The organism is Marinobacter sp. B-12 (assembly GCF_056857915.1).
This window is the reverse complement of record NZ_JBSXOB010000021.1, coordinates 23,870-48,166: the sequence shown is the minus strand read 5'-3', so window position 1 is coordinate 48,166 and position 24,297 is coordinate 23,870. Positions and strand designations below refer to the sequence as shown.

Below are 24,297 nucleotides of genomic sequence, written 5' to 3'. Positions count from 1 at the left end.
GCCATGTTCAGTTTTATCATCAGGCGTCTGGCTGTAGCGGTACCAACCATACTGGCGTTGATCACTGTCTCGTTCGTGCTGATGCACGCGGCCCCTGGCGGCCCGTTCACCAACGAGCGTAATGTGCCCGAAGCGGTGATGGAAAACATCGAGGCCAAATACAACCTGGACAAACCCCTGTGGCAGCAGTACCTCATCTACGTGGGCAACGTCGCCCAGGGCGACCTGGGTCCCTCGTTCCGTTATAAGGACTTCACGGTCAATGAGCTGATCGAGTCCAGCTTTCCCCGGTCCGCCTACATCGGCGCCTGGTCCTTCCTGTTCGTGGTGGTGTTCGGGGTAGGGCTGGGGGTGATTGCGGCCCTGAAACAGAACCGTTGGCCGGACTACACGGTGATGACCGCCGCCATGACCGGGGTGGTGTTCCCCAATTTCGTGATGGCGCCGTTGCTGGTGCTGCTGTTTGCCGTCACGTTGCGCTGGTTGCCTGCCGGCGGTTGGGAAGGCGGGCAGGTGGAATACATCGTGCTGCCCATCATCGCCATGGCGACATCCTATATTGCGCAGGTGGCGCGGATTACCCGTAGCAGCATGATCGAGACCCTGCGTAGTCCGTTCATCCGCACAGCACGGGCCAAGGGCATTCCCCGCCACAAGATCGTATTGCGCCATGCCCTCAAGCCCGCGTTGATTCCGGTGGTGTCGTACCTTGGGCCGGCTTTCGTGGGCATCATCACCGGTTCGGTGATTATTGATCAGGTATTTTCCACGGGCGGCATTGGCCAGCACTTCGTCAATGGTGCCATCAACCGGGATTACTCGCTGATTCTCGGGGTTACCATTCTGGTGGGCGTGCTGACCATCGTCTTTAACGCCGCGGTGGATATTCTCTATACCTGGCTGGACCCGAGGGTGCGTTACTGATGTTTTTCTCCGACAAACATGCGGGCATGGGCGAACTGGCGGATACCCTTGCGGAAGACGCCTACACCGAAGGCCGTAGCCTGTGGCGAGACGCGCGACGGCGCTTCATGGGTCACCGGGCCGCGGTGGCGAGCCTTGTGGTGCTGGTCCTGTTGCTGTTGTTTTCCGCTTTCGGCCAGTTCCTGTCCCCCTGGGACAACGAGTCCATTGACTGGGCAAGTCTGCCGAACCTCGACGAAGACGGCGTGCCCAGCCTGGCCAGTCAGCACTATTTTGGCCTTGACCCCATCGGTCGGGACCTCTATCAACGCACCGTGCAGGGCAGCCGCATTTCCCTCATGGTGGGCGTTCTCGGAGCCCTGACGGCCGTGGTTATCGGTACCCTCTACGGTGCCATATCCGGCTATGTGGGCGGCCGAACCGACGCCATCATGATGCGAACGCTCGAAGTGCTCAGCGCCTTTCCCTTTATGTTCCTGGTGATCGTGCTGATGGCGGTGTTCGGGCGCAATGTGCTGCTCATTTTCGTGGCCATCGGCGCGGTGAGCTGGCTGAATATGGCCCGGATTGTGCGGGGTCAGACCCTGAGCCTGAAACGCAAGGAGTACATTGAGGCCGCCATGTCCGTCGGTGTGCATCCCTTGCTGATTGTTCTTCGCCACATCGTACCCAATGTGCTGGGTGTGGTGATTGTTTATGCAACCCTGCTGGTGCCGGAAATGATCCTGTTCGAATCGTTCATTTCGTTTCTCGGGCTGGGGGTGTCGGAACCTTACACGTCATGGGGTGCATTGATTTCCGAAGGGGCTGACGCCATGTGGACCGCCCCCTGGACCCTGATTTTTCCCATGCTGATGCTGGTGCTCACTCTGTTCTGTTTCAATTTTCTTGGCGACGGGCTGCGGGATGCTCTCGACCCCAAAGACCGCTGAGCCGGCAGGAACCCGATCTATGGCAATGTTGGAAGTCAGCAATCTTGAAGTGGCCTTCGATACACCGGATGGCGCCTTACAGGCCGTGAGGGGCCTCAGCTACCAGTTGGAGGCCGGGCGGACTCTGGGCATCGTGGGGGAATCAGGTGCCGGTAAAAGCCAGGGAGTGTTTGCCCTCATGGGCTTGCTGCCCGACAACGCCCGGGTCAGTGGCGAGGTGATGTTTGAAGGCGAGTCACTGCTCAACTTGCCGGAAAAGCGCATGAATCAGATTCGTGCGGCCCGCATCGGCATGATTTTCCAGGACCCGATGACGTCCCTTAACCCGTTCATGAAAGTCAGCGACCAGCTCATCGAAGTGCTGGTGCAACACAAAGGCATCAGCCGCAAGCAGGCCCTGCAGGAATCCCTGCAGATGTTGGACGCGGTGCGTATCCCCGAGGCCCGCAACCGTATTCATTGTTACCCCCACGAATTCTCCGGGGGCATGCGTCAACGGGTAATGATCGCCATGTCCCTGCTGTGCCGGCCGCGCCTGTTGATTGCGGACGAACCCACCACCGCCCTGGATGTCACGGTACAGGCTCAGGTGATGGACCTGCTGCGGGAGCTGCAACAGGAATTCAACACCGCGATTATCCTGATCACCCACGACCTGGGCGTAGTGGCTGGAAGCTGCGACCAGACGTTAGTGATGTACGGCGGCCAGATGATGGAGTTTGCCTCCACCCGGGACCTGTTTCGTGAGCCCGCCCATCCCTATACCAAAGGCCTGATGGGCGCCATTCCGCGTATTGATGAGCAGATGGAGGAACTGGTTACCATCCCCGGCAATCCGCCCAACCTGATGAACCTGCCGCCGGGATGTCCGTTCTGCGACCGTTGCCCCGTGGCGGAGCCGCGCTGCTATCACGAACTCGACCCGCCTGAGCGATTCGGGGCAGAGCACATTCGTGTATGCAATCTGCCAAGGGAGGCAATTTGATGAGTGAACAGCAACGCCTGCTGGCGGTGGAAAACCTGCAGGTCACTTTCGACATCATGCCTCGCAATGCCTGGCCCTGGACCCGGCCGCAGCCACTAAAAGCGGTGAACAACGTCAGCTTCACCCTCAACGAGGGCGAAACCCTTGGCATTGTGGGGGAATCCGGCTGCGGCAAGTCCACCCTGGCAAGGGCCATCATGGGTATGGTGCCCAGCCAGGCGGGAAAGGTGGTGTGGTTGGGAGAGAACCTGCGGGGGCTCAGCCTGAAACAACTGCGTAAACGTCGCCAGCGCCTGCAGATGGTTTTCCAGGACCCACTTGCCTCCCTGTCGCCCCGCATGACGGTCGGCGATATCATCGCTGAACCTTTGCGTACCCACTACCCGGACATCAAGGGTGCCGAACTGCGGGAAAAAGTTGACGCTATCATGGACCGCGTCGGCCTGCACCCGCACCAGAAAAACCGCTACCCCCACGAATTCTCAGGCGGCCAGTGCCAGCGGGTGGGCATTGCCCGGGCGTTGATCCTGGAGCCGAAACTGATCATCTGCGACGAGCCTGTCTCCGCCCTGGATGTGTCGGTACAGGCTCAGGTGATCAATCTGCTCAAAAATCTGCAGCGAGACATGGGGCTGTCATTGATCTTCATTGCTCACGACCTGAGCGTGGTCAAGCACATCAGCGACCGTGTGATGGTGCTGTACCTTGGCAATGTGGCCGAGAACGCCACTCGAGCTGAACTGTTCGCCAACCCCCGGCATCCCTACACTCAGGCCCTGATGGCCGCGGTGCCGATTCCCGATCCGGAGAGGGAGCGGGCCAAGCCCCCGGTGGAACTGGAGGGCGACCTGCCTTCACCCATGAATCCCCCAAGCGGCTGCGTGTTCCGCACGCGATGCCCGCTGGCCACTGAATATTGTGGTAAAGAGATACCAGTGCTGGAAGACAAGACCGGGGCAGGGCATTGGGTGGCGTGTCACTACGTGGAGCGAGAGGAAAAACTGAACTAAGCTTGTAGTGTGAATGGATCTCCGTGTTGGCGGGTCACTCTTATGGACAGGAAGTCTGCGCGCTATCAGCCCCTACTTATCGCCCTTCTCGCGATCATGATGTCCTTGAATCTTTTACGCGCCCAGGAACCACCGGTTCGCGTCGGGATTGTTGCTGGAATAGAGCGGGAAATAACGGTCTCGGAGGGAGCGTTGGAGGGGCGCTATTCCGCGTTCTATCGATGCGTGTTCGAGCGGGTCCCCGGGAATTTTCAGTTTGTTGAAATGCCTTTGGCGCAACTGCTGTACCAACTGCGAAAGGGCGGTGTTGCAGTGGGTTTTCCACTGGTTCAGACCTCTGAACGGGACCGCTACGCTGATTTCGGTGGGCGACTCTTCCAGACAGAGTACGTGTACCTGTTTTTGAAAGAGATGCCTCCCCTCAACCAGACGGCTGGCCTCACCTACGCGTTCGTCAGGAAGTTCGTTGGGGATCAGTTGGTTCAAGGCGAAAACGCAAAGATTCTACACGTATCCGAATGGCGCCAGGCAGTCTACTTGCTCAAGTTGGGGCGGGCAGATGTTGTGGTTATTCCCTGGGTACTCGTTGACAAGTTTATGGCCGGTTTTGAGGGCGATTACTTTGTGCGCAGGGCGGCTTGGGTAGACCTGTCCCTTTACGTTTCCCATGAGCATGGGAATGGCCTGCTGACGGAAAAGCTGCGGCAGGCCATTCGATGGTGCCGGTATCGAAACGATCTCAACTGAGTCTGGCGTCGTTGTCAGGGAACACAGTGTCGTAGCACCAGGTGAAAACGAACGCATAGACCAGATAAAAGACCACGAAGGCGATGTCGACGACCAGCGCCTCAACCAGACCAATACCCATCCACCAGGCGATGACTGGAAGGAAGGTTATCATCAGCCCCAGTTCAAAGCTGAGGGCATGAAATAAACGCATCTTCAAGGACTTACGAGTAGAGCCGGTAAGCCGTTTCAGCCCATGATCGAACATGAGGTTGAAGAGGTAATTCCAGCCGGTTGCCATGGTTGCACCGATGGCAGCCAGGACACTGGTTTTGTCGAGCTCGAAGCCAAATACAAGTGCGGCTAATGGGATGGCGATAAGCAGGCCAATGACCTCGAACGAGACGGCCTGACGGATTCTGTCTTTGGTGGTTCTCATGGCTATTCAGGAACAATGGAGGCGGGTCGTCCCGCGTTCAATTCCCGGGAAGGGCGGGGGCGTCCCCGAAACGAAAAAAAGGTCACGACCCAAGTCGCAACCTTTTAAATTCTGGTAGCAAGGGGCGGAGTCGAACCGCCGACCCCGGCATTATGAGTGCCGTGCTCTAACCAACTGAGCTACCTTGCCGAATTCGTCTGGATGAGCTCCAAACGAGGCGCGTATTTTCTGGATTTTACCCGGTACTGTCAACCCTCTTTTCGGATTTGTGTTTCCGGATTTTACAGATAACGAAAGTCGGCCCTTCTTCGGGCCTTGATAATTCATTAATGATAATTATTATCATTAATGATATGCTCGCATTAACTTTTCGGCCACTTAACAATGGTGTAGTTTCATCGATGACCATTCCTGCGCTTGCGCCGCTGTTTGTTGGCGACTTTGAGTACTACCGGTCGATCCTGGTGTTGCCCGATGATACGCGCCCGGCTACTCCGGCGCGGGATTTGGCTACGGAGGATGGCTTGTCGCGGTTGTTGGAGCGTTATCGTCTTTCTCAACCCGGTGACGATGATCGGGCATTGCTCTCCCAATGGTCACGTACCTATTTTGCAAAGCTCGTTATTCCGACGATAACGGCCAACCTCGTGTTAGATCGGGAATTGCCGGTCGGTCTCGACACACTTGAGATTATTATGGGCTGTGATGGTCTTCCCGAAGCTTTTCGTATTCCCGATGAAGGCCGCCCCTTTGAGGGAGTGCCAGCGAGTCCGTTTGAGCGCTTTAGGGAGCTTCTGGAGAGTAATTTCGAGCCGTTAGTCGTGGGGTGGAGTCGCCAGGTTAAATTGTCTCGCAAGGTGCTCTGGAACAATGCTGCGAATTACATTGAGTGGTTGGTGGGTGCCCTGGCGCAAATGGGCGTGCCGTCGAATCGACTGGAAGATGGGCGGCGGCTGATAGAAGCCGAGTACCGGCCAGACGGACAGCGAAATCCAATGTACCGTCCCGTGCGATATATTCCGCGTAACGTGGGCCCTTCTCCGTTGCGGCAGCGTCGACAGTGCTGCATACGCTACCGCTTGCCAGGGTTGGAGTTGTGTGAGAACTGCCCCCATATTGATCGCCCGCCCAAAGGGGCAAAGCTACCTGAAAGTCTTGCCGTTAACGTCTGACGTTACGCTTGAAAAGCAGGATATCAGCAGGTTGGAACCACTATCAGGCTGACAAGCCGATGGTCTTCCCGAATAAACCATGCATCCAGTTCAGTGTGCGATACCCATTCAGGTGACAGGGTTTCGAGCAAGCGCAATCGGGCGCGGCCGTCGGGTTGCCAGGACAGCAGTTCTGCGTGTTCAAAGTAAAATCGCCTCTGAACCAGGGGGTAAAGTGCTTTGAAGAGCGTTTCCTTGAGGCAGAATGCCAGGGTAATAAAAAACCCCGCCTGACTGGCCAGCTCGGCACTGAATCGCTCCTGCTCTGAAGATGTCAGAATTTGCCGGCAAAGTGGCAGGGCACGTTCATCGGGCATGATGGTTTCTGCATCAAGGCCAAGCCCGGCGTAGTCCTGTTGCTGGCCAATAACCGCAGCAGCCCAACCCTGGGTGTGGGTGATTGAGCCTACGCAGCCTGTGGGCCATACCGGCGCCCGATCATCACCGAGCACCGGAACCACCGGTTGACCTGTTGCGCGCATCAACCCTTCACGGGCGCAGACCCGGCCAGCGAGGTATTCCGCCTGGCGTTTGGCAACGGCTCTTGCCACAGACGGTGGCGGTGCAATATCGCTGATCGTGAAATCGTCCGGTTTTAGATTGCCGGGATCAAAGTCCAGACTGATCAGCTGAAGCCCCGGAAACGACTGGGGCCAGGGCCACCGGTCATCCGGGGTACTGCAGCATGCTGGCAGGAGGCTCACTGCTGGACGCTCCGAGGTGATCAGACATTGAACCGGAAGTGGATAACGTCGCCGTCCTGGACGATGTATTCCTTGCCCTCAAGGCGCCACTTGCCGGCGTCTTTGGCTCCGGCTTCGCCGTTGTACTGGACAAAGTCATCGTAGCTCACCACTTCGGCGCGGATGAAGCCGCGTTCGAAATCGGTATGGATTACGCCAGCCGCCTGTGGTGCGGTGGCGCCGACGCGCACGGTCCAGGCGCGCACTTCCTTTACCCCTGCGGTGAAGTAGGTTTGCAGGTCGAGCAGGCTGTAGCCGCCACGGATCACCCGGTCCAGGCCGGGTTCGTCCATGCCCATTTCTTCCAGAAACATGGATTTTTCGTCGTCTTCCAGCTCCGAGATTTCGGCTTCTATCTTGTTGCAGATAGGCACCACAACCGCGTTCTCGGATTCCGCAATCTTTTTCACGGTGTCCAAGTGAGGGTTGTTCTCGAACCCGTCTTCGCTGACGTTGGCAATGTACATGGTTGGCTTTACCGTGAGCAGGCAGAGTTCGCGGATCAGTGCCATCTTCTCTTTGTCGAGATTCATGCTGCGAACCGGTTTGCCTTCGTTCAGCACAGGAAGCAGGGTGTCGAAGACTTCAAGCTGGGCTTTGGCTTCTTTGTCGCCACTTTTTGCGACGCGCTGGACCCGTTTGATGGCTTTCTCCACGGTTTCCAGATCAGCCAGGGCCAGTTCTGTGTTGATGATTTCGATATCCGAGGCCGGGTCGATCTTGTTGGCAACGTGAATGACGTTGTCGTCCTCAAAGCAGCGTACCACATGGGCAATGGCGTCGGTCTGGCGGATGTTGGCCAGGAACTGGTTGCCCAGGCCTTCACCCTTCGACGCGCCTTCTACCAGGCCGGCGATATCCACGAATTCCATCGTGGTTGCCACCACCTTTTCCGGCTTCACGATTTCGGCGAGCTTGTTCAGGCGGGGGTCGGGCATGGCCACGACGCCGGCGTTAGGCTCAATGGTGCAGAAGGGGAAGTTTTCCGCACCGATGCCGGATTTGGTCAGCGCGTTGAACAGGGTGGATTTGCCCACGTTGGGCAGGCCTACGATGCCGCAGTTAAATCCCATGGAATGCCTCTGCTGGGTATGAAAAATTTGGCCGGATTATACCGGTTTGAAGCTGTGCAAGCGATTCATTGCCGCGGGAAGTTTGCCGCTGGCGGCGTCAGGAAGCACCCGAATGATCTCGTCGATCACCGCATTCAGCTCTTCGGTTTCCTGCTTGCCCAGGCGTCCGAGGACGTAACCGGTAACCCTGCGGCTGTCGCCGGGGTGACCTATGCCGATACGAAGTCTCTGGAACTCGTTGGTGCCCAGGTGGGCAATGGTGTCCCGCAGGCCGTTGTGTCCGCCGTGTCCGCCGCTTTTCTTGAACCTGGCGGTACCGGGGGGAATGTCCAGCTCGTCGTGTGCAACCAGAATCTGTTGGGGCTGAATCTTGAAGAAGTCCGCCAGTGCCTTGATGGAGAGGCCGCTGCGGTTCATATACGTGGAAGGGTTCAGCAGATGCAGGTCGAGACCCTGAAGCTGAATTCGGGCGTAGAGCCCATGGTATTTCTTTTCGGGGCGGAGCGACTGGCCCGTTTCACGGGCCAGTGCTTCGACGAACAGGGCGCCGGCATTGTGGCGGGTATTCGCATAGTCGGGGCCGGGGTTACCCAGTCCCACCACCATGAGGATATCCTGTGCCATCTGCCATTGCCCTCATTCGTACAGGAGCGATTACTCCTTGTCTTCGCCTTCTTCACCCGCTTCGCCGTCTTCGCCTTCGTCAGTATCTTCTGTCTTGGCAGCGCGCGGCTTGTGGATTGCAACGACTGGCAGGTCATGGTCTTCACCCTGCAGCAGAGCCGCAATACGAACGCCTTTCGGCAGTTTGAGGTCGCTCAGGTGAACAACCTGGTCCATCTCCACGGCAGTCATGTCGACTTCGAGGAACTCAGGCAGATTTTGCGGCAGACAGATCACTTCCACTTCGTTGATCTGGTGGTTGGCAACGCCGCCCTGGAGCTTGATGGCCGGTGCAGATTCTTCATTCAGGAAGTGCAGCGGTACGTTAACGTGGATCTCGTGATCCTTGTCAACGCGCAGGAAGTCAGCGTGGGTCAGCAGCGGCTTGTAAGGGTGACGCTGCAGATCCTTCAGGATCACGCTTTCTTTCTTGCCTTCCAGTTCGATGGTCAGAATGTGTGAGAAGAAGGCTTCGTTTTCCAGAGCTTTTTTCAGCTCGTTGTGCCAGATGGAAATCGCAGTGGCTTCTTTCTTCCCGCCATAAATGATGGCCGGAATTTTACGCTCCTCACGACGCAGGCGGCGGCTCGCACCTCTCCCCTGATCGCCACGAGGAAATGCTTCGATAAGAAATTCCTGAGACATGGTTATAACCTCAATTTTCACCAGAGCGGCCCGCGACCAGGTCCTGAACCGGTGACATTTTCGATATGCCGGATGTTTTTCCGGCGGACTAAACAGACCGGGAGCCCACTGGGCTCCCGGTCTGGATTCTTTTCACTAAATCAGGCGGTTAGCTGATCAGGCGTTCTCAAACATCGCGCTGATGGACTCTTCGTTACTGACGCGACGAATGGATTCCGCAAGCAGCCCAGCCATAGTGAGGATGCGGATCTTATCACAATTACGCGCTTTGTCACCCAGTGGGATGGTGTCGCAGACAATCAGCTCGTCCAGTTCAGACGCATTCAAATTGTCGACCGCCGGCCCGGACAGGACAGGGTGTGTGATGTAGGCAACAACCCGGGAGGCGCCATGCTCCTTGAGCGCGTTGGCAGCCTTGCAGAGAGTACCGGCGGTGTCGATGATGTCGTCCACCAGGATGCAGGTCTTGTCTTTTACATCGCCGATGATGTGCATAACCTGCGACACATTGGCCTTGGGGCGGCGTTTGTCGATGATGGCCAGGTCGGCGTCATCAAGGCGTTTTGCCACAGCGCGAGCGCGAACAACGCCGCCGACGTCCGGGGAGACGACGATGAAATTTTCAAAACGCTGCTTTTCAATGTCTTCGAGCATGACAGGGGTGGCGTAGATGTTGTCCACCGGGACGTCAAAAAAGCCCTGAATCTGGTCGGCGTGCAGGTCAACAGTCAGGACCCGGTCAACGCCAATGCTGGAAATCATGTCTGCAACCACTTTGGCACTGATGGCAACGCGGGTGGAGCGAACACGGCGATCCTGGCGGGCGTAGCCATAGTAGGGGATAACCGCGGTAACCCGGGTGGCGGATGCACGGCGCAGTGCGTCGGCCATCACGATCAGTTCCATCAGGTTATCGTTGGTGGGGTTGCAGGTGGGCTGGATGATGAAGACATCATGCCCGCGAACATTTTCGTTGATTTCAACGGTGGTTTCACCATCGCTGAAGGTTCCAACGGTGGCCTGGCCCATGGGGATGTGGAGTTTCTGGGCGATGGCCTTGGCAAGCTCCGGGTTGGCGTTGCCAGTAAAAATCATCAGTTTGGACACGACGGCATCCTTCTCGGTATCGGCGTTTGATTCAGAAGAAGCGGGAGAAAGGTGGCTGGGGTGGCAGGATTCGAACCTGCGCATGACGGGATCAAAACCCGTTGCCTTACCACTTGGCGACACCCCAGTATCGTGCTTTTTTGGCATCATTTCAGCTCTGTCAGCTTTTTGTGAAGTGGTGAAATGTTCACCCCTTGAGCTACGAACCCCGTGATGCCGGAGGGTTTGCTTTCCCAGATGATCCGGGCTGCGGATTCTGTCGGGAAACGTCCAAATATGCAAGCCCCGGTTCCGGTTAATCTTGCAGGTCCGAATTGTGCAAGCCACTCCAGGCTTTGATGAACCTCAGGATACAGTCTTCGAACTACATCCTCACAGTCGTTTCGGTACCTCGAGGCGTCTCCCTCAAAAGCGGGCGCTATTTTGATTCCGGGGGTATCCCTTGTCAACCCTTGCTCGGAAAAAATCTCTTTGGTGCTTATATCACATGGTGGTTTTATAACCAGAAACCAGTCTTCTGGTGGATTGGCGTTGGTGAGTCGTTCGCCCACTCCTTCGCCCCAGGCCGCGTGTCCGCGCACAAATACGGGCACATCGGCGCCCAGGGACAGGCCCAGTTCAGCCAGTTCATCCGGGGATTGGTTTAGGCCCCACAGCTGATTCAGCCCCATCAGCGTCGTTGCGGCGTTGGAACTGCCGCCCCCCAGGCCACCGCCCATGGGCAACTGTTTGTCGACCGCAATGCTGACACCGGGAGTTGCATGGCCTGCGGTCGCAGCCAGTTGCCGCGCGGCATGGACAATCAGGTTATCCTCGTCGGGCACCCCGGGCAGGGAGTGTTCAAGGACGATTCTGCCGTCGGTGCGTGGCGTCAGGGTCAGGGTGTCACCATAATCCAGGAACTGAAACAGGGTCTGCAGTTCATGGTATCCATCCGGTCGGCGCCCGAGAATATGCAGGAAGAGGTTCAGCTTTGCCGGAGAGGGCAGCACCAGGCTGTTCACCGGCTGTCTCCGTCGGTTTCGTTCCAGCTGGTTACCACGACTCTCACGCGCTTCTCGCCCTTGACCGCCGTGATGCGGGAGGGTAGTGGGGGGTAGCCCTCGATGAACGCCTGCCAGCGGTCGTAGCGGATCTCCCAGCCTAGTTGGCGTATGACGGCGAGCTGGCCTTTGTCATCGAAGAACAACCGGTAATCCCCGTCAGGGCCGGGCAGGCCCCGTATCCACCAGGCCAGGCTGTCAACGGGAAGCAGCCAGCCGGTGGCGGCGTTGACGAGAGATTCCGGGTCGCCGGACTGGTAGCGCTCGCCGTTGGGCAGTGTGAGTTCGATGAAGCCGGGAACGCCTTCAAGGGTGGTGCGGCCCATACCGAGGAACGATGATGACAGCGCCAGTTCGTAGGTTTCCCGGTCTTGTTTCCAGTAGTTGATGACGGCGGTGCCGCTGTCTGAGGGCTGGCGAACGGCTAGCTTGCCGGTCAGTTCCCAGTGTTGAAGCTGGTCACGCCGGGCGCTGGTCTTGCTCCAGTTGACCGGTGGCTGTTCGGTCAGGCCTTCGGGGAGTGGATCAACCGTCAGTGAGCTACAGCCGCTCAGGGTCAGGGCGGCGAACGTCAGCGCGATAACTGATAATTTCACAGGGACGGCTCCCCGGTCAGCCTCTCAACGGTTTCGGTCAGTATCGGGTGGTCCGGGTCCTGCTCGAGCCCTTCTTTCCAGATCGTTCGGGCCTGTTCCCGCTTGCCGGTTTGCCAGAGCGCCTCGCCGTAGTGAGCGGCTACCTCCGGGTCGGCGTAGGCTTCCCATGCCCGTGAGAGGTAGTCCAGCGCTTCGTTGGTGTTGCCCTGCAGGTACAGTACCCAGCCCATGCTGTCGAGTATGGCCGGGTTTTCCGGGTCGATGGCCAGAGCTCTCTCAATATAGTCTCTGGCTTCGTCCAGTCGATCCGTTCGGGTAGTGAGGATATAACCCAACGCGTTGAGCGCCACGGCGTTGTCGGGTTGCTCCTCGATGATCCTTCTCAGGTCAGCCTCGGCCTGCTCTGGTTTTTCCATCGAATCCAGCAGCATGGCACGGGCGTAGCGAATGCGGACATTGCCAGGGAAAGACTCCAGTGCTTCGTTGGCTGCCTGCAGCGCTTGCTCGTCATGGTCCCGATCCAGCAGAAGGTTGATTTCCAACAGGCGGAAGTTCTCGTCCTGGTCGGGGTTGTTCCTGCGGATGTTGCGAATGTCGGCCAGGGCCTCGTCCAGCTTTCCCTGTTCTGCCATGAGTTCACTGGCACGGGCCAGGGCCGGGAAATAATAGTTACCTTTCTCGACATTCCTGTAGTAGCCGATGGCCTGCTCGTTTTCGTTTTCCTCGTCAGCAATCCGTCCCAGGTAGTAATGGGCCTCATCACTATGGTGGCCTTGCTCGATCAGGCGTGTCAGTTCTTCCTCGGCCAGTGCGATCTGATCGTTTTCAAGTGCGACCAGGGCGTGGGAGAGTCGCAATCCTGGAACGTCGGGGAAGCGTTTGACCAGCCGTCGGAATTCGTTCTGGGCGGCTTGCAGCTCGCCTTCGCCAATCAGCATGCGGCCATAGAGTGTTCCCATCTGGCGATTGCCAGGGAATTGCCGTGTATTTGCCCTCAGGTGATCAAGGGCCTGTTGTTTCTGGTCGGTCTGGTAGAGCAGATCGCCTTTAAGTATCAGTGCCGGCTGGAAGTCCGGTTTGCGGTCCAGCAGTGGCTCCAGTTCCGCGAGGGCCTGCAGAGGGGCGCCCGTCACCTTCATCAGCAAGGCAATGCTGTACTGCAGCTCCGGATTTTGAGGATGGCGCTGCTCCAGTTGCTGGTAAAGGTCTAATAGTTCCTGCTGCTGTTCCAGCGGCAGGTTGCCGGCCATGGCGGCAAGGCTGTCGAAATCCGCATCGCCGCCCTGGTCCATGATTTGCTCCATGTGACCCAGAGCGGTTTCCAGTTCGTTCTTCTTTACCGCCTGGATGGCGGAGATACGGTGAGCCTGTATATTGTCGGGGTCCACATCCAGCCACAGCTCTGCAAGCTTTTGCTGTGCGTTATCGGCGTTCAGCGACTGGGCAATGCGCATGGTCCGCTCAATCACGCCCAGGTCGCGGGATTGCTGTGCCGCCTTCATGTAATTGACAAGCGTGACGTCAAATCGACCCCGCTGGGCGGCTATCTCGCCGGAGAGCAGCAGGTACAGTTCTTCCGGTTCAAAATCGGCATAACGGATGTCCGGTGACGGTTCCGCGGATGATGCAGTGACGTCATCAGGCGACGAAGTGGATTGCGATTCCTGGTTGTCCTGAAGAAAAGCGCAGCCGGACAGGGAAAGCCCGAGTAGGCAGGTACCAAACAGTAATGCAGACTTATGCATGCAACATCCCATGATCTGTGTACGATGCACCTGAGCGGCCGGAGTGGATCCTCAGGTGTGGCGTAATGCGACAAGGCTCTATGATGGCACAAGCGCCTGATATTGCCCAACCTGTCAGCAGTTGCCGCTATCGTGGTGGTTATGGGTGGCGACACTCGCTCCCGCTCGTTAAAATGGCGGTAACAAACCGTCCCGTCGTCAGACATAAGGCAGTCTTACCCAGATATGGCACTGGTCACCCTCGGAATCAATCATCGTACCGCACCGATCGAGTTGCGCGAGCGCGTTGCGTTCACGCCCGAGCGCATGGCCGAGGCGTTTTCCGAGTTGCGCGCCACTTCCGGCGCCAGCGAGGCGGCTATCCTGTCCACCTGCAACCGAACCGAACTTTACCTGGCTGGTGATGACGACTGTGCCCCGGCGGTATTGCGGTGGTTGGCGGGGTTTCATGACATGGAGGCGGCAGACCTGGAAGACGTGCTCTACGTACACCGGGACTCAGACGCCGTGCGCCACATCATGCGGGTCGCGGCGGGGCTGGACTCCATGGTACTCGGTGAGCCGCAAATCCTCGGCCAGCTCAAGGACGCCTACGCCCTGGCCCGAGAGCACGAAGCGAGCGGCGGGTTCCTGTCCCGCCTGTTCGAGCATACGTTCTCCGTCGCCAAGCGCGTGCGTACACAGACTGCTATTGGTGAAAATCCGGTGTCGGTGGCGTACGCCGCGGTCAGCATGGCGCATCACATTTTTGCAGATATGTCCCGCAATCGGGCCTTGTTGGTCGGCGCAGGCAAAACCATTGAACTGGTCGCAAGGCATCTGGCCGACGCCGGTGTGAAAAATTTTCTGGTCGCCAACCGGACTCTGGAGCGTGCCCAGTCGTTGGCGGAATCCCGTGGCGGTCAGGGTATCCTGCTGTCTGATATTCCCGATCATCTGGCGGACGTGGACATTATCATCTCTTCCACGGCCAGCCCTTTGCCCATCCTTGGCAAGGGCGCCGTAGAGCGGGCCCTGAAGAAGCGCAAGCACCGCCCGTATTTCATGGTGGATATAGCCGTTCCCAGGGATATTGAACCCGAAGTCGGCTCCCTGGCAGACGTTTACCTTTATACGGTCGACGATTTGAGGCATGTTATTGAAGAGAATGTCCGTTCCCGGGAGGGCGCTGCCCGGGAGGCCGAAAACCTGGTAACCGACGGAGTTCAGCAGTTCCTGAGCCAGCTTCGGGCCCTGGATGCGGTCTCCACTCTCAAACAGTTTCGCCAGCGGGCGGAAAGCCTTAGGGATGCGGAAACTGAAAAGGCCATCCGCGCCCTGCGTAATGGCGCAGACCCCGAAACCGTGATGCGAAGCATGGCCCGAGGGTTGACCAACAAACTACTGCACGAGCCGTCCATCCAGGTCCGTAAGGCCACCACGGAAGGCAGAACCGAAGTCACCCAATGGCTCAGAGAACTGCATCAGCTTGATGTAGTGGATGCCGACGCGCCCATCACTCCGGAAAAACTATGAAGTCATCGATCCAGTCCCGCCTCGAACAGCTTGTTGACCGCTTCGAGGAAGTCAGCGCGTTGCTGAGCGATCAGGGTACTATTGCCAACCAGGATAAATTCCGCGACCTGTCCCGGGAATTTGCCGAGATTGAACCCATCGTTCACTGCTTCCAGGCCTGGCAGAAATCCCGTGACGATGTTAAGGAAGCCTCTGAACTGGCACGCGACGGTGATGCCGACATGCGAGCCATGGCGGAAGAGGAGTTGGGCCTGGCAGAACAGAAGAGTGAAGAGCTGGATGAAGAGCTCCAGCGCCTGATGCTGCCCAAGGATCCCAACGATGGCAAGAACGTATTCCTTGAGGTGCGTGCCGGCACCGGGGGCGATGAGGCTGCGATTTTCGCCGGTGACCTGTTCAAGATGTACATGCGTTATGCCGAACGCCAGCGCTGGCAGGTTGAGGTCATTAGCGCCAATGATGGTGAGCATGGCGGCTACAAGGAAATCATTGCCCGCATTGCTGGTAGTGCGGTCTATGGAGCACTGAAGTTTGAATCCGGTGCCCACCGGGTGCAGCGGGTGCCGGAGACCGAATCCCAGGGCCGAATTCACACCTCCGCCTGCACGGTGGCGGTGATGCCGGAAGCGGATGAAACCGAGGCCGTTGAAATCAACAAGTCCGACCTGCGGGTGGACACTTTCCGAGCCTCTGGCGCCGGCGGCCAGCACGTCAACAAAACCGATTCCGCGATTCGTATTACCCATATTCCCACGGGCATTGTGGTGGAGTGTCAGGAAGAGCGCTCGCAGCACAAGAATCGGGCCAAAGCGATGAGCTTCCTGGCATCGCGCCTCCAGAATGAGGAAATTGAACGCCAGCAGAAAACCATGGCGGCAACCCGTAAGAGCCTTGTAGGTAGCGGCGACCGCTCAGAACGAATCCGCACCTACAATTTCCCCCAGGGGCGGGTGACCGATCACCGCATCAACCTGACACTGTACAAGCTGGACGAAGTCATTTCCGGCGATCTCGATTCGGTCATCATGCCTTTGCAGCAGGAGCACCAGGCCGATCTGTTGGCCTCTCTGGCTGATGAGTGACAAATCCCTTACCTGTGAGGCGTTGTTAAGAGAAGCTGCCGGGCTTATTGGTGGTGATTCTCCGCGCCTCGATGCCGAGCTACTACTGGGTTATGTGACGGGGTGGTCCCGAACCACTTTCCGGGCCTGGCCTGAGCGTGAGGTGGACGTAACCCTGGTCGCCCGGTTCAATACCCTTGTGGAACGGCGCTGTGAAGGCCACCCGGTCGCACACCTGCTGGGCGAACAGGAATTCTGGTCACTCCCGCTGAAGGTCAACCCATCCACACTGATTCCCCGCCCGGATACTGAATGTCTGGTGGAAGCAGCGCTGGCACTGGATTTGCCGGAAAATGCCAATGTGCTGGATCTTGGTACCGGGACGGGTGCCATCGCCCTGGCCCTGGCCAGCGAGCAACCCGGTTGGCGGGTTTCCGCCTGTGACGCTGTCCGGGAAGCTGTGGACCTCGCCACCAACAACGCTGCTCGGTTGGAGCTGCCGGTGACGGTACGACAGAGCAACTGGTTTGAGGATTTACCATCAGGTGCTTTTGATCTCATTGTTTCCAATCCACCGTACGTTGCAGGGAACGATGTTCACCTGGGCGAGGGGGACGTGCGTTTCGAACCGGCGTCGGCCCTGGTGGCCGGCGATGACGGGCTCGACGATATCCGGCGGATAACCGCCGAAGCCCCGGCTTGGCTCTCGCCGGGGGGCTGGTTAATACTGGAACACGGTTATGAACAGGGAGCGGCTGTGCGGCAGCTTTTTACCGATGCGGGATTGACCTGTGTGGAAACCCGCCAGGACTATGGCCGGCGCGACCGCTTCACCCTTGGGAGAAAACAAGATGCTGAACGATGAGGAACTGCTGCGCTACAGTCGCCAGATCCTGATGCCCCGGTTTGATATCTCAGGCCAGGCCAAACTCAAGTCCGCAAGAGTGCTGGTGGTCGGTGCTGGCGGCTTGGGTTGCCCAGTTGCGCTCTACCTCGGGGCCGCTGGTACTGGGCACCTCACTCTGGTCGACGACGACCGTGTAGAAGTTGCCAACCTGCAGCGTCAGATCGCGTTCGAGCAGTCCGATCTCGGAGAGTCCAAGGCTGAGCAATTGGCTGATCGTGTGCGGCGTATCAACCCGGAAGTGTCAGTAACGGCATTGACCGAGCGACTGGAAGGGGACGAACTCGCTCACCAGGTTGAGTCCGCCAGCCTGGTCGTTGACTGCACCGACAACTTCAATACCCGTTTTGCCCTCAACCGTGCCTGCGTGTCTGCCCGCGTTCCGTTGGTGTCGGGCGCAGCCATTCGTGGGGAGGGGCAGTTGTCGGTTTATGATGTCCGTGATGACAGCAGCCCCTGCTATCACTGTCTTTACCCGGAGCAGGGCAACGAAGACCTTACCTGTTCCGAAGCCGGCGTTATCGGCCCTCTCGTTGGCATGATCGGCGCCTCCCAGGCGATGGAGGCCATAAAAGTCATTACCGGCGTGGGCAAACCGTTGATAGGCCGTCTGCTCATTCTGGATGCCTGGCAAATGGAATGGCGAGAAATGAAACTCGCTAGAGATCCAGATTGTCCTGTCTGCTCAGGTCGGTAGGCCTGGGAGTCGGAACCGGGGGGCAGGCTCTGCCAAAACACGCTGTAAATACGTCCCTGTACGCCCGGCTCCGCCATCCATGGCCCCGCACGGTTTTGGCAGAGCCTCCCCTCCGGTTCCACCTAGTTCTTCAAGGCCTGAAACCTTGAAATAGCCTCTTTTCTGCTTTCTTTCAGGTCAACAATAGGTCGCGGATACCCGCCGGGGATGACACCGCCGAGCCAGGGTTGGTGAATCCGCTTGTTGTCCAGTTTTGCAATCTCCGGAACATACTGGCGAATGAAATCGCCGTCGGGATCGAAACGTTCACTCTGCGTGGCAGGGTTGAATACCCGAAAATAGGGCGCAGCATCGGTGCCGGTGGAGGCGCTCCACTGCCAGCCGCCATTATTGGAGGCCAGAAAGCCGTCCACCAGTTTCGACATGAAGTAAGCCTCACCCAGCCGCCAGTCGATAAACAGGTTCTTGGTCAAAAACATGGCCGTGATCATGCGCAGCCGATTGTGCATCCAGCCGGTCTGGTTTAACTGACGCATTGCAGCGTCGACAATGGGGATGCCCGTGCTGCCACCCTTCCAGGCTTCAAACTTTTCGCCGGGTGTATTCCATTGCAGGGCCTCGGTCTCCGGTTTGAACGCCCGGTGCATACTCACTCTTGGGTAGTGGTAAAGGATATTGATGTAGAAATCCCGCCAGGCGATTTCATTGGCCCAGGTGGCCAGGCCTTCCTGATTACCTCCCATACCCTGGTGCTGGCGGACGGCAATCAGGCACTGTTTGCCGGAAAGCACCCCGTTGGCCAGGTAAGGAGAGAGCAGGCTGGTGCCGTCTACGGAAGGCAGGTCGCGCAGATTCTTATAGTCCCCGGCGTGGTCGTCGAGGAATTGTTCCAGTTGCCGATGGGCGGCATCCTCGCCGGTTTCAACAAGCCGGGGTGGCGGATTGTCGAAGCTGTTTGGCAGGCCATCATAATGAGGAGGATCAACAGCTTCATCGACAGGCTCGGGGATGGGAAAGAGGCCTGGTTGCGCCTCATCAATCCAGCTTCGCCACCGACGGGAAAACGGGGTGAACACTGAATAGGGCTCACCCTGTTGAGTGAGGATGGTGCCCACAGGCGCTACTGTCTGGTCCCGGTATTTATTCACCGCCACGCCGATATCATCAAGGGCGTGTTTTACGGCTTTATCACGTCGCCTTTCGTTAACTCCGTATTCCTCATTGAAATGAACATGCCGGATACTCTCGCGCCGGCAGAATTCCTCCAGTTTTTCAATGCTGTCGGCAAAGGTGGCTGAGGTCATGAAAGAGAGAGAAATACCCAATTTCGCCAGTTCTTTCGACAGCGCATTGGCATGGTCCAGCACGAATCGAACCCGTGCAGGAGACCAATCATGCTCCTGCCACTGAGCCGGGGTTACGATAAAGCAGGCCTGTACCGGTTGTTGTTGCTTGCAGGCTGCAGTAAGGGCAGCGTTGTCGGCAACGCGCAGGTCATTTCGGAACCAGACGAGCTGAGTCATTGAGCTTCCTGAGATTGATGGCGGATCGACCGTTACGGATGGATATTCGCTGGAACGTGCTGATTGGATTATAGTTAATGGAAGAATTCATGGATAAAGGGCCGGAATGACGACGAGTCTGGACACGCAACGAACGATGCAGGATGGCCACTGGGCAACGCCCTACACATTGGAGCCCGGGCAGACGCAATACCTCGAGCTCAGCCACACCCGAATCTGGATAACCCTGCTGGATCAGGAATGGCTGATTCGCTACCAGCGTATGCCCGAAGACGACAATCAGGAACGTTGGCAGCAAAGGGTAACCCACACGCTACCCGATGCAGATCTGGAGGTTCAGCGGTTCGTTCGGCCGGACGATGGCTGCCAGGTTTGTTACCTGCCGGCGATGTCCAGCCTTGCCACGGTGATACGTCCCTACCAGCCGCTCACCATCCCCGCGGAGAGTGAGTGCACCATTTATGTTGGCACCCTGCTGTGGATGCGAATCCAGGTTGGAACCAAAGGCACTCACCTGATGGAACTGCCGCTGGCGGACCCGTCGCTGACCTGGGTGGGCAGGACCACCATGGAAGGTGAACTGTGCTATTCCGCCGCCACGTTTGCTCGCCTGGTGCTCGAGGCCGTGCCCAAACGGCCCTGGCGGGCGATTACACCGGTGCGAATTGTCAACGAACGACAGGAACCGCTGCTGCTGGAGCGGTTCAATCTGCCAACTCCGTTGCTGTCTCTGCATCGCAATGACAAGGGGCAGCTCTGGACTCCGCGCGTGACGGTGACCTGCGAGACCGATATGAATTCAGCACGCCTTAAGATTGATCAGTCGCTGATTGCCGCTGCTGGCCAGTGCGAGCTTATTTCTCCGGCGCGGGAGCAAACCGCCCGTGGTGGGTTGGTACGAGCCTACGACCGTATATTTGGCTGATGTCATCGGCCAATTGCCGATTTTGAACCCGTAAACGGAGTTACCTCCTTGATTGAGCAGTTTGAAAACAGCCTGATGCAGTTTTTTGGGGCCATTGCCTGGGGCAAGTGGATCAGCACGCTGTTCCTGATTATTCTCGGTATTGTGCTGGCCACATTTGCGGCCCGTGGTGTCACCCGCTTCATGCAGGACCGTGCGTCGCGGCACCACACGGTGATGTTTAGACGGCTGGTTTTCTACATTGTACTGGCCATATTCTTCGTTGCCGCGTTGCGCGAAGCTGGCTTCTCTCTCGATGTGGTGCTGGGCGCCGCCGGTATACTGACGGTTGCCATCGGTTTCGCATCCCAGACGTCCGCCTCCAACATGATCAGCGGGCTGTTCCTGCTGGTGGAAAAACCCTTTGAAATCGGTAACTTTATTGAAGTGGAAAATACCATTGGTGAGGTGGTTTCCATTGATATGCTGAGCGTGAAGTTGCGCACACCGGACAACCTGTATGTCCGTATCCCGAACGAAACCCTGATTAAGACCCGAGTAGTCAATCGCTCGCGCTTTCCCATCCGCCGTATGGACCTGACGGTGGGCATTGCCTATGCAGAGGATGTGGAACGGGTTGAAAAGCTGCTTCTTGAACTTGCGAGACAGAACAGTGTGAGTCTGGAGGAGCCGAAGGCGTTTGTGCTGGTCACCGGATTTGGTCCATCCTCAGTGGACCTGCAGTTCTCTTTCTGGGTACCCAGCAACAAAGTGCTTGAGGGCCGCAGCCAGATGATGGTGGCCATCAAGAAAACGCTTGATGAGGAGGGTGTCGAAATACCTTTTCCCCATACGAGTATTTATGCCGGAAGCCATTCCGAGCCCTTCCGGGTGGAGCTGCTTCGGCCGGAAACCACAACCAACAAGGGAGGCCCGGATGCCGACCAGAATGGATGATGCCTCAAAATCCGGCGCGGTGTCGGACACAGACGGAAAGCTGGCATTGGGCTGGCGCGAGTGGATTGCCTTGCCGGAGTTCGACATTTCCCGGATCAAGGCAAAAGTGGACACTGGTGCCCGCACCTCATGCCTGCACACGTTTCGAACGGAACCATACACAGAGAGTGGCCAGCGTCGGGTCCGCTTCTGGGTCCACCCCGTTCAGAATGACTTACATCATGTGGTCGAGTGCGACGCGGCGGTGTTGGATGAACGCAATGTCTCGGACTCCGGTGGCCATAAAGAACTGCGCCTGGTGATCGAGACTCGGCTGGTACTTGGCGACATCGAGTGGCCCATCGAAATGACATTGACCAATCGTGACTCCATGCGTTTCCGTATGCTGCTTGGTCGAACCGCAATGGCCGGGCGTGCCATTGTTCTCCCTGAATGTTCCTACCTTGCCGGTGAGCCGGCCCTAAGGACAAAATAATGAAGATTGCGATTCTGTCGCGTAACCGTCATTTATACTCAACACGTCGGCTAGTAGAGGAAGGTATCAACCGGGGCCATGAAGTGAAGGTGATCGACTGTCTTCACTGCTCCATGAATATAAACTCCGCCGATCCAAAGATTCATTATCATGAAGAGGTGCTGGAAGATTTCGATGTGGTGGTCCCCCGTATTGGCGCGTCTGTGACCTTCTACGGGACGGCCGTGTTGCGGCAGTTCGAGATGATGGGTGTTTTCCCCGTCAATGAGTCCGTAGCCATTACCCGCTCACGGGACAAACTGCGTTCATTGCAGTTGCTGGCCCGTAAGGGCGTTGGCATGCCGGTGACAGGCTTCGCCAACAAGCCGGACAACGTACCGGAACTGCTGCAGATGGTGGGCGGTGCTCCCGTCGTTATTAAATTGCTGCAGGGTACTCAGGGCATTGGCGTGGTGCTGGCCGAAACCCGCAAAGCTGCGGAAAGCGTCATTGAGGCCTTCATGGGCCTGAAAGCGGACATCCTGGTGCAGGAGTTCATCAAGGAAGCCGGTGGCGCCGATATCCGCTGTTTCGTGATTGGTGACAAGGTGATCGCGGCGATGAAGCGCCAGGGTGGGGAAGGCGAGTTCCGTTCCAACCTGCACCGGGGCGGTACAGCCTCGCTCGTGAGGATAACCCCCGAAGAACGCAAAACGGCGATCACGGCGGCAAAATCCATGGGCCTGAACGTGGCCGGTGTGGATCTGCTGCGCTCCAGCCGTGGGCCTCTGGTCATGGAGGTGAACTCGTCACCGGGCCTGGAGGGTATCGAAAATGCCACCAACAAAAACGTCGCTGGCATGATCATCAACTGGACCGAGAAAAACCAGAAGCCCTGGAAAACCCGCACCAAGGGGAGAGGCTAATATGGCCTCTCGGGCGCCGTTTGTGATCGCCGGCCATGAAATCAAGGCGGGAACGCGACAAACAGTGGAAGTTCCGGTTGCCAAACTATACACCCACACGCCTCTGCATATACCCGTTGAAGTGGTTCATGGCCGCCGGAGTGGGCCTGTACTGATGGTCTGCGGAGCGATACACGGGGACGAAATCAACGGCGTCGAGATTGTGCGCCGCGTGCTGACCAACTCGGCTCTGCGGCATTTGCGGGGCACGCTGGTGGCAGTTCCCATCGTGAACATTTTCGGGTTTGTTCAGCGTACCCGCTATCTCCCGGATCGCCGCGATCTGAACCGCTGTTTCCCGGGTAGTGAAACCGGCTCCCTCGGCGGCCGTATCGCCTACCTGCTGCGCACACAGATCATGGAAAATGTCTCCCACATTATCGACCTGCACACGGGCGCTATACACCGATTCAATTTGCCGCAGATTCGCGCGGAACTCAAAAACCCGGAAACCATTCGTATGGCTGAGGCCTTTGGTGCGCCCATCATCATCAACGCCAGCTTGAGGGAGGGCAGCCTTCGGGCCTATGCTGACTCTCAGGATATTCCGGTAGTGACATTCGAGGGCGGCGAAGCCCTCCGATTTGACGATGTGGTGATTTCCAGCGGCGTCAAAGGGGTCATCCGGGTGATGCGGGAACTGGAGATGATTCCCGCGAAGAAAGGCCCCAAGGCCCCCAGGAAGCGTTCGGAAACGGCTGCGAACTCGCAATGGGTGCGTACCGATATTGATGGCATCATGCGCCCGGTTGCCAGTCTTGGCCAGAAAGTTCGTAAAGGTCAGAAGCTGGCCATGGTGGCCGACCCATTCGGCGAGTCTGAAACCGCCGTGACATCACCCTGTTCCGGTATCGTCATCTGTGTAAACAACCTGCCGCTGGTAAACGAGGGCGAGGCTATTTACCACATTGCCCGATTCGACGAGCTTAGCGAGGCGGAGAAGGCGATGGACTATTTCCGCAGCAGCTATGAAGGAGATGTGGGCGACGATGTAGTGCCCGTTCATCCCTGGGACGACCGGCAGAAATAGAAACGAGGTTGGACATGATCTGGGATCAGACTTTTATAGACCTAACGCCCCAGTCCAGGGGCTTTCATCTGGTGACCAATGAAATCCTGGCCCAGGCGCCGGCCCTGCAAAACTGCCAGGTGGGGCTTTTGCATCTGTTTATCCAACACACCTCGGCCTCCCTGGCCATTAACGAGAACGCCGACCCGGATGTGCGCGGCGATCTGGAGCGCCATTTCAATGTGATGGTGCCCGAGAACGCGCCCCACTATGAGCACACCATGGAAGGCCCGGATGATATGCCGGCTCATATCAAAAGCGTTCTGGTCGGCCCGTCACTGACCATTCCAGTGAACGATGGACGCCTTGCGCTTGGCACCTGGCAGGACATCTATCTGTGCGAACACCGGGACAATGCCGACAGTCGCCGCATTGTCGCTACGCTACAGGGGCGGTGGTAAACGTT

26 protein-coding genes and 2 tRNA genes are annotated in these 24,297 nt (G+C 57.7%); 16 read left to right on the top strand and 12 right to left on the bottom strand.

Annotation, left to right across the window (positions count from 1 at the left end; all coding sequences use genetic code 11):
* The first annotated feature begins 3 nt into the window (after positions 1–3).
* From oppB to AC13D2_RS01630, 5 genes are read left to right on the top strand one after another with little or no spacing between them, the layout of a single operon-like run.
* On the top strand, positions 4–924 hold the full coding sequence (gene oppB / locus AC13D2_RS01650; RefSeq protein WP_420390649.1) for an oligopeptide ABC transporter permease OppB: 921 nt from the start codon (positions 4–6) through the stop codon (positions 922–924).
* The gene (oppC, locus tag AC13D2_RS01645; protein ID WP_421910332.1) at positions 924–1,856 is read left to right on the top strand and encodes an oligopeptide ABC transporter permease OppC; all 933 of its coding nucleotides are present in this window, start codon (positions 924–926) and stop codon (positions 1,854–1,856) included. Before oppB ends, oppC begins: the two co-directional genes overlap by 1 nt.
* Positions 1,857–1,875: 19 nt before the next feature.
* Positions 1,876–2,841, top strand: coding sequence for an oligopeptide/dipeptide ABC transporter ATP-binding protein (locus AC13D2_RS01640; protein ID WP_420390651.1), 966 nt, complete (start codon positions 1,876–1,878; stop codon positions 2,839–2,841).
* Complete coding sequence (locus AC13D2_RS01635; protein WP_300499389.1) at positions 2,841–3,851, top strand: oligopeptide/dipeptide ABC transporter ATP-binding protein; 1,011 nt, start codon at positions 2,841–2,843, stop codon at positions 3,849–3,851. The genes AC13D2_RS01640 and AC13D2_RS01635 overlap by 1 nt, the downstream gene beginning before the upstream one ends.
* A 42-nt stretch (positions 3,852–3,893) precedes the next feature.
* Positions 3,894–4,598 carry a type 2 periplasmic-binding domain-containing protein gene (locus AC13D2_RS01630; RefSeq protein ID WP_292050056.1) on the top strand — a complete coding sequence of 235 codons (705 nt, stop codon included), beginning with the start codon at positions 3,894–3,896 and terminating at the stop codon, positions 4,596–4,598.
* Here the strand turns inward: AC13D2_RS01630 and AC13D2_RS01625 are convergent.
* Together AC13D2_RS01625 and AC13D2_RS01620 are read right to left on the bottom strand one after the other, a co-directional pair.
* Positions 4,591–5,016, bottom strand: coding sequence for a PACE efflux transporter (locus AC13D2_RS01625; RefSeq protein ID WP_292050055.1), 426 nt, complete (start codon positions 5,014–5,016; stop codon positions 4,591–4,593). The genes AC13D2_RS01630 and AC13D2_RS01625 overlap by 8 nt on opposite strands.
* Before the next feature lie 112 nt (positions 5,017–5,128).
* A tRNA-Met gene (locus tag AC13D2_RS01620) sits at positions 5,129–5,205 on the bottom strand.
* A gap of 212 nt (positions 5,206–5,417) precedes the next feature.
* On the opposite strand from AC13D2_RS01620, the gene fhuF reads away from it, so the two are divergent.
* Positions 5,418–6,188 carry a siderophore-iron reductase FhuF gene (gene fhuF / locus AC13D2_RS01615; protein ID WP_292050054.1) on the top strand — a complete coding sequence of 257 codons (771 nt, stop codon included), beginning with the start codon at positions 5,418–5,420 and terminating at the stop codon, positions 6,186–6,188.
* A 23-nt stretch (positions 6,189–6,211) separates the two neighbouring features.
* Here fhuF and AC13D2_RS01610 read toward each other — a convergent pair whose 3' ends face one another.
* The 9 genes from AC13D2_RS01610 to AC13D2_RS01570 form a co-directional block, all read right to left on the bottom strand.
* Positions 6,212–6,931 carry a 4'-phosphopantetheinyl transferase family protein gene (locus tag AC13D2_RS01610; RefSeq protein ID WP_292050053.1) on the bottom strand — a complete coding sequence of 240 codons (720 nt, stop codon included), beginning with the start codon at positions 6,929–6,931 and terminating at the stop codon, positions 6,212–6,214.
* A gap of 20 nt (positions 6,932–6,951) precedes the next feature.
* Positions 6,952–8,043: a redox-regulated ATPase YchF gene (gene ychF / locus AC13D2_RS01605; RefSeq protein WP_007155291.1), complete on the bottom strand. Its 1,092-nt coding sequence runs from the start codon at positions 8,041–8,043 to the stop codon at positions 6,952–6,954.
* A gap of 36 nt (positions 8,044–8,079) precedes the next feature.
* Complete coding sequence (gene pth / locus AC13D2_RS01600; protein ID WP_036204012.1) at positions 8,080–8,667, bottom strand: aminoacyl-tRNA hydrolase; 588 nt, start codon at positions 8,665–8,667, stop codon at positions 8,080–8,082.
* A gap of 30 nt (positions 8,668–8,697) precedes the next feature.
* The gene (locus AC13D2_RS01595) at positions 8,698–9,351 is read right to left on the bottom strand and encodes a 50S ribosomal protein L25/general stress protein Ctc (RefSeq protein ID WP_292050052.1); all 654 of its coding nucleotides are present in this window, start codon (positions 9,349–9,351) and stop codon (positions 8,698–8,700) included.
* A 156-nt stretch (positions 9,352–9,507) separates the two neighbouring features.
* On the bottom strand, positions 9,508–10,458 hold the full coding sequence (locus AC13D2_RS01590) for a ribose-phosphate diphosphokinase (RefSeq protein WP_292050075.1): 951 nt from the start codon (positions 10,456–10,458) through the stop codon (positions 9,508–9,510).
* Positions 10,459–10,510: 52 nt separating this feature from the next.
* Positions 10,511–10,585 (bottom strand) — tRNA-Gln (locus AC13D2_RS01585).
* Between the two features lie 19 nt (positions 10,586–10,604).
* Positions 10,605–11,462, bottom strand: a complete 858-nt coding sequence (ispE, locus tag AC13D2_RS01580) for a 4-(cytidine 5'-diphospho)-2-C-methyl-D-erythritol kinase (RefSeq protein ID WP_300498468.1) — start codon at positions 11,460–11,462, stop codon at positions 10,605–10,607.
* A complete protein-coding gene (gene lolB, locus AC13D2_RS01575; RefSeq protein WP_292047932.1) occupies positions 11,459–12,097 on the bottom strand; it encodes a lipoprotein insertase outer membrane protein LolB in 639 nt (212 codons plus the stop codon). Before lolB ends, ispE begins: the two co-directional genes overlap by 4 nt.
* Positions 12,094–13,842 carry a tetratricopeptide repeat protein gene (locus tag AC13D2_RS01570; RefSeq protein WP_292047933.1) on the bottom strand — a complete coding sequence of 583 codons (1,749 nt, stop codon included), beginning with the start codon at positions 13,840–13,842 and terminating at the stop codon, positions 12,094–12,096. Before AC13D2_RS01570 ends, lolB begins: the two co-directional genes overlap by 4 nt.
* A gap of 225 nt (positions 13,843–14,067) precedes the next feature.
* On the opposite strand from AC13D2_RS01570, the gene hemA reads away from it, so the two are divergent.
* The 4 genes from hemA to AC13D2_RS01550 are packed head-to-tail and all read left to right on the top strand — an operon-like array spanning position 14,068 to position 18,019.
* Entirely contained in the window at positions 14,068–15,357 is a 1,290-nt protein-coding gene (gene hemA / locus AC13D2_RS01565) for a glutamyl-tRNA reductase (RefSeq protein ID WP_292047934.1), read from the top strand.
* Positions 15,354–16,439, top strand: coding sequence for a peptide chain release factor 1 (prfA, locus tag AC13D2_RS01560; protein WP_292047935.1), 1,086 nt, complete (start codon positions 15,354–15,356; stop codon positions 16,437–16,439). Before hemA ends, prfA begins: the two co-directional genes overlap by 4 nt.
* Complete coding sequence (gene prmC, locus AC13D2_RS01555) at positions 16,432–17,283, top strand: peptide chain release factor N(5)-glutamine methyltransferase (RefSeq protein WP_292047936.1); 852 nt, start codon at positions 16,432–16,434, stop codon at positions 17,281–17,283. Before prfA ends, prmC begins: the two co-directional genes overlap by 8 nt.
* Positions 17,270–18,019 (top strand): HesA/MoeB/ThiF family protein, encoded by a 750-nt coding sequence (locus AC13D2_RS01550; protein ID WP_292047937.1) that lies wholly within the window; start codon positions 17,270–17,272, stop codon positions 18,017–18,019. The genes prmC and AC13D2_RS01550 overlap by 14 nt, the downstream gene beginning before the upstream one ends.
* Positions 18,020–18,141: 122 nt before the next feature.
* Here the strand turns inward: AC13D2_RS01550 and phrB are convergent, their stop codons facing one another.
* Complete coding sequence (gene phrB, locus AC13D2_RS01545; RefSeq protein WP_292047938.1) at positions 18,142–19,542, bottom strand: deoxyribodipyrimidine photo-lyase; 1,401 nt, start codon at positions 19,540–19,542, stop codon at positions 18,142–18,144.
* 106 nt (positions 19,543–19,648) lie between these two features.
* On the opposite strand from phrB, the gene AC13D2_RS01540 reads away from it, so the two are divergent.
* The 6 genes from AC13D2_RS01540 (at position 19,649) to AC13D2_RS01515 (ending at position 24,292) form a co-directional block, all read left to right on the top strand.
* Entirely contained in the window at positions 19,649–20,467 is an 819-nt protein-coding gene (locus AC13D2_RS01540; RefSeq protein WP_482938124.1) for a hypothetical protein, read from the top strand.
* Positions 20,468–20,542: 75 nt separating this feature from the next.
* Positions 20,543–21,403, top strand: coding sequence for a mechanosensitive ion channel family protein (locus AC13D2_RS01535; RefSeq protein ID WP_292048037.1), 861 nt, complete (start codon positions 20,543–20,545; stop codon positions 21,401–21,403).
* Positions 21,396–21,878 carry an ATP-dependent zinc protease family protein gene (locus AC13D2_RS01530; protein ID WP_292048038.1) on the top strand — a complete coding sequence of 161 codons (483 nt, stop codon included), beginning with the start codon at positions 21,396–21,398 and terminating at the stop codon, positions 21,876–21,878. The genes AC13D2_RS01535 and AC13D2_RS01530 overlap by 8 nt, the downstream gene beginning before the upstream one ends.
* Positions 21,878–22,783: a 30S ribosomal protein S6--L-glutamate ligase gene (gene rimK, locus AC13D2_RS01525; RefSeq protein ID WP_292047939.1), complete on the top strand. Its 906-nt coding sequence runs from the start codon at positions 21,878–21,880 to the stop codon at positions 22,781–22,783. Before AC13D2_RS01530 ends, rimK begins: the two co-directional genes overlap by 1 nt.
* 1 nt (position 22,784) lies before the next feature.
* Positions 22,785–23,852 (top strand): succinylglutamate desuccinylase/aspartoacylase family protein, encoded by a 1,068-nt coding sequence (locus AC13D2_RS01520; RefSeq protein WP_292047940.1) that lies wholly within the window; start codon positions 22,785–22,787, stop codon positions 23,850–23,852.
* A 14-nt stretch (positions 23,853–23,866) separates the two neighbouring features.
* Complete coding sequence (locus AC13D2_RS01515; protein WP_292047941.1) at positions 23,867–24,292, top strand: secondary thiamine-phosphate synthase enzyme YjbQ; 426 nt, start codon at positions 23,867–23,869, stop codon at positions 24,290–24,292.
* Positions 24,293–24,297: the final 5 nt, after the last annotated feature.

Coding starts and splice junctions, on each gene's coding strand:
- oppB (WP_420390649.1), top strand. CDS start 4: ATGTTCAGTTTTATCATCAGGCGTCTGGCTGTAGCGGTACCAACCATA.
- oppC (WP_421910332.1), top strand. CDS start 924: ATGTTTTTCTCCGACAAACATGCGGGCATGGGCGAACTGGCGGATACC.
- AC13D2_RS01640 (WP_420390651.1), top strand. CDS start 1,876: ATGGCAATGTTGGAAGTCAGCAATCTTGAAGTGGCCTTCGATACACCG.
- AC13D2_RS01635 (WP_300499389.1), top strand. CDS start 2,841: ATGAGTGAACAGCAACGCCTGCTGGCGGTGGAAAACCTGCAGGTCACT.
- AC13D2_RS01630 (WP_292050056.1), top strand. CDS start 3,894: ATGGACAGGAAGTCTGCGCGCTATCAGCCCCTACTTATCGCCCTTCTC.
- AC13D2_RS01625 (WP_292050055.1), bottom strand. CDS start 5,016: ATGAGAACCACCAAAGACAGAATCCGTCAGGCCGTCTCGTTCGAGGTC.
- fhuF (WP_292050054.1), top strand. CDS start 5,418: ATGACCATTCCTGCGCTTGCGCCGCTGTTTGTTGGCGACTTTGAGTAC.
- ychF (WP_007155291.1), bottom strand. CDS start 8,043: ATGGGATTTAACTGCGGCATCGTAGGCCTGCCCAACGTGGGCAAATCC.
- pth (WP_036204012.1), bottom strand. CDS start 8,667: ATGGCACAGGATATCCTCATGGTGGTGGGACTGGGTAACCCCGGCCCC.
- AC13D2_RS01595 (WP_292050052.1), bottom strand. CDS start 9,351: ATGTCTCAGGAATTTCTTATCGAAGCATTTCCTCGTGGCGATCAGGGG.
- AC13D2_RS01570 (WP_292047933.1), bottom strand. CDS start 13,842: ATGCATAAGTCTGCATTACTGTTTGGTACCTGCCTACTCGGGCTTTCC.
- hemA (WP_292047934.1), top strand. CDS start 14,068: ATGGCACTGGTCACCCTCGGAATCAATCATCGTACCGCACCGATCGAG.
- prfA (WP_292047935.1), top strand. CDS start 15,354: ATGAAGTCATCGATCCAGTCCCGCCTCGAACAGCTTGTTGACCGCTTC.
- prmC (WP_292047936.1), top strand. CDS start 16,432: ATGAGTGACAAATCCCTTACCTGTGAGGCGTTGTTAAGAGAAGCTGCC.
- AC13D2_RS01550 (WP_292047937.1), top strand. CDS start 17,270: ATGCTGAACGATGAGGAACTGCTGCGCTACAGTCGCCAGATCCTGATG.
- phrB (WP_292047938.1), bottom strand. CDS start 19,542: ATGACTCAGCTCGTCTGGTTCCGAAATGACCTGCGCGTTGCCGACAAC.
- AC13D2_RS01540 (WP_482938124.1), top strand. CDS start 19,649: ATGACGACGAGTCTGGACACGCAACGAACGATGCAGGATGGCCACTGG.
- AC13D2_RS01535 (WP_292048037.1), top strand. CDS start 20,543: ATGCAGTTTTTTGGGGCCATTGCCTGGGGCAAGTGGATCAGCACGCTG.
- AC13D2_RS01530 (WP_292048038.1), top strand. CDS start 21,396: ATGGATGATGCCTCAAAATCCGGCGCGGTGTCGGACACAGACGGAAAG.
- rimK (WP_292047939.1), top strand. CDS start 21,878: ATGAAGATTGCGATTCTGTCGCGTAACCGTCATTTATACTCAACACGT.
- AC13D2_RS01520 (WP_292047940.1), top strand. CDS start 22,785: ATGGCCTCTCGGGCGCCGTTTGTGATCGCCGGCCATGAAATCAAGGCG.
- AC13D2_RS01515 (WP_292047941.1), top strand. CDS start 23,867: ATGATCTGGGATCAGACTTTTATAGACCTAACGCCCCAGTCCAGGGGC.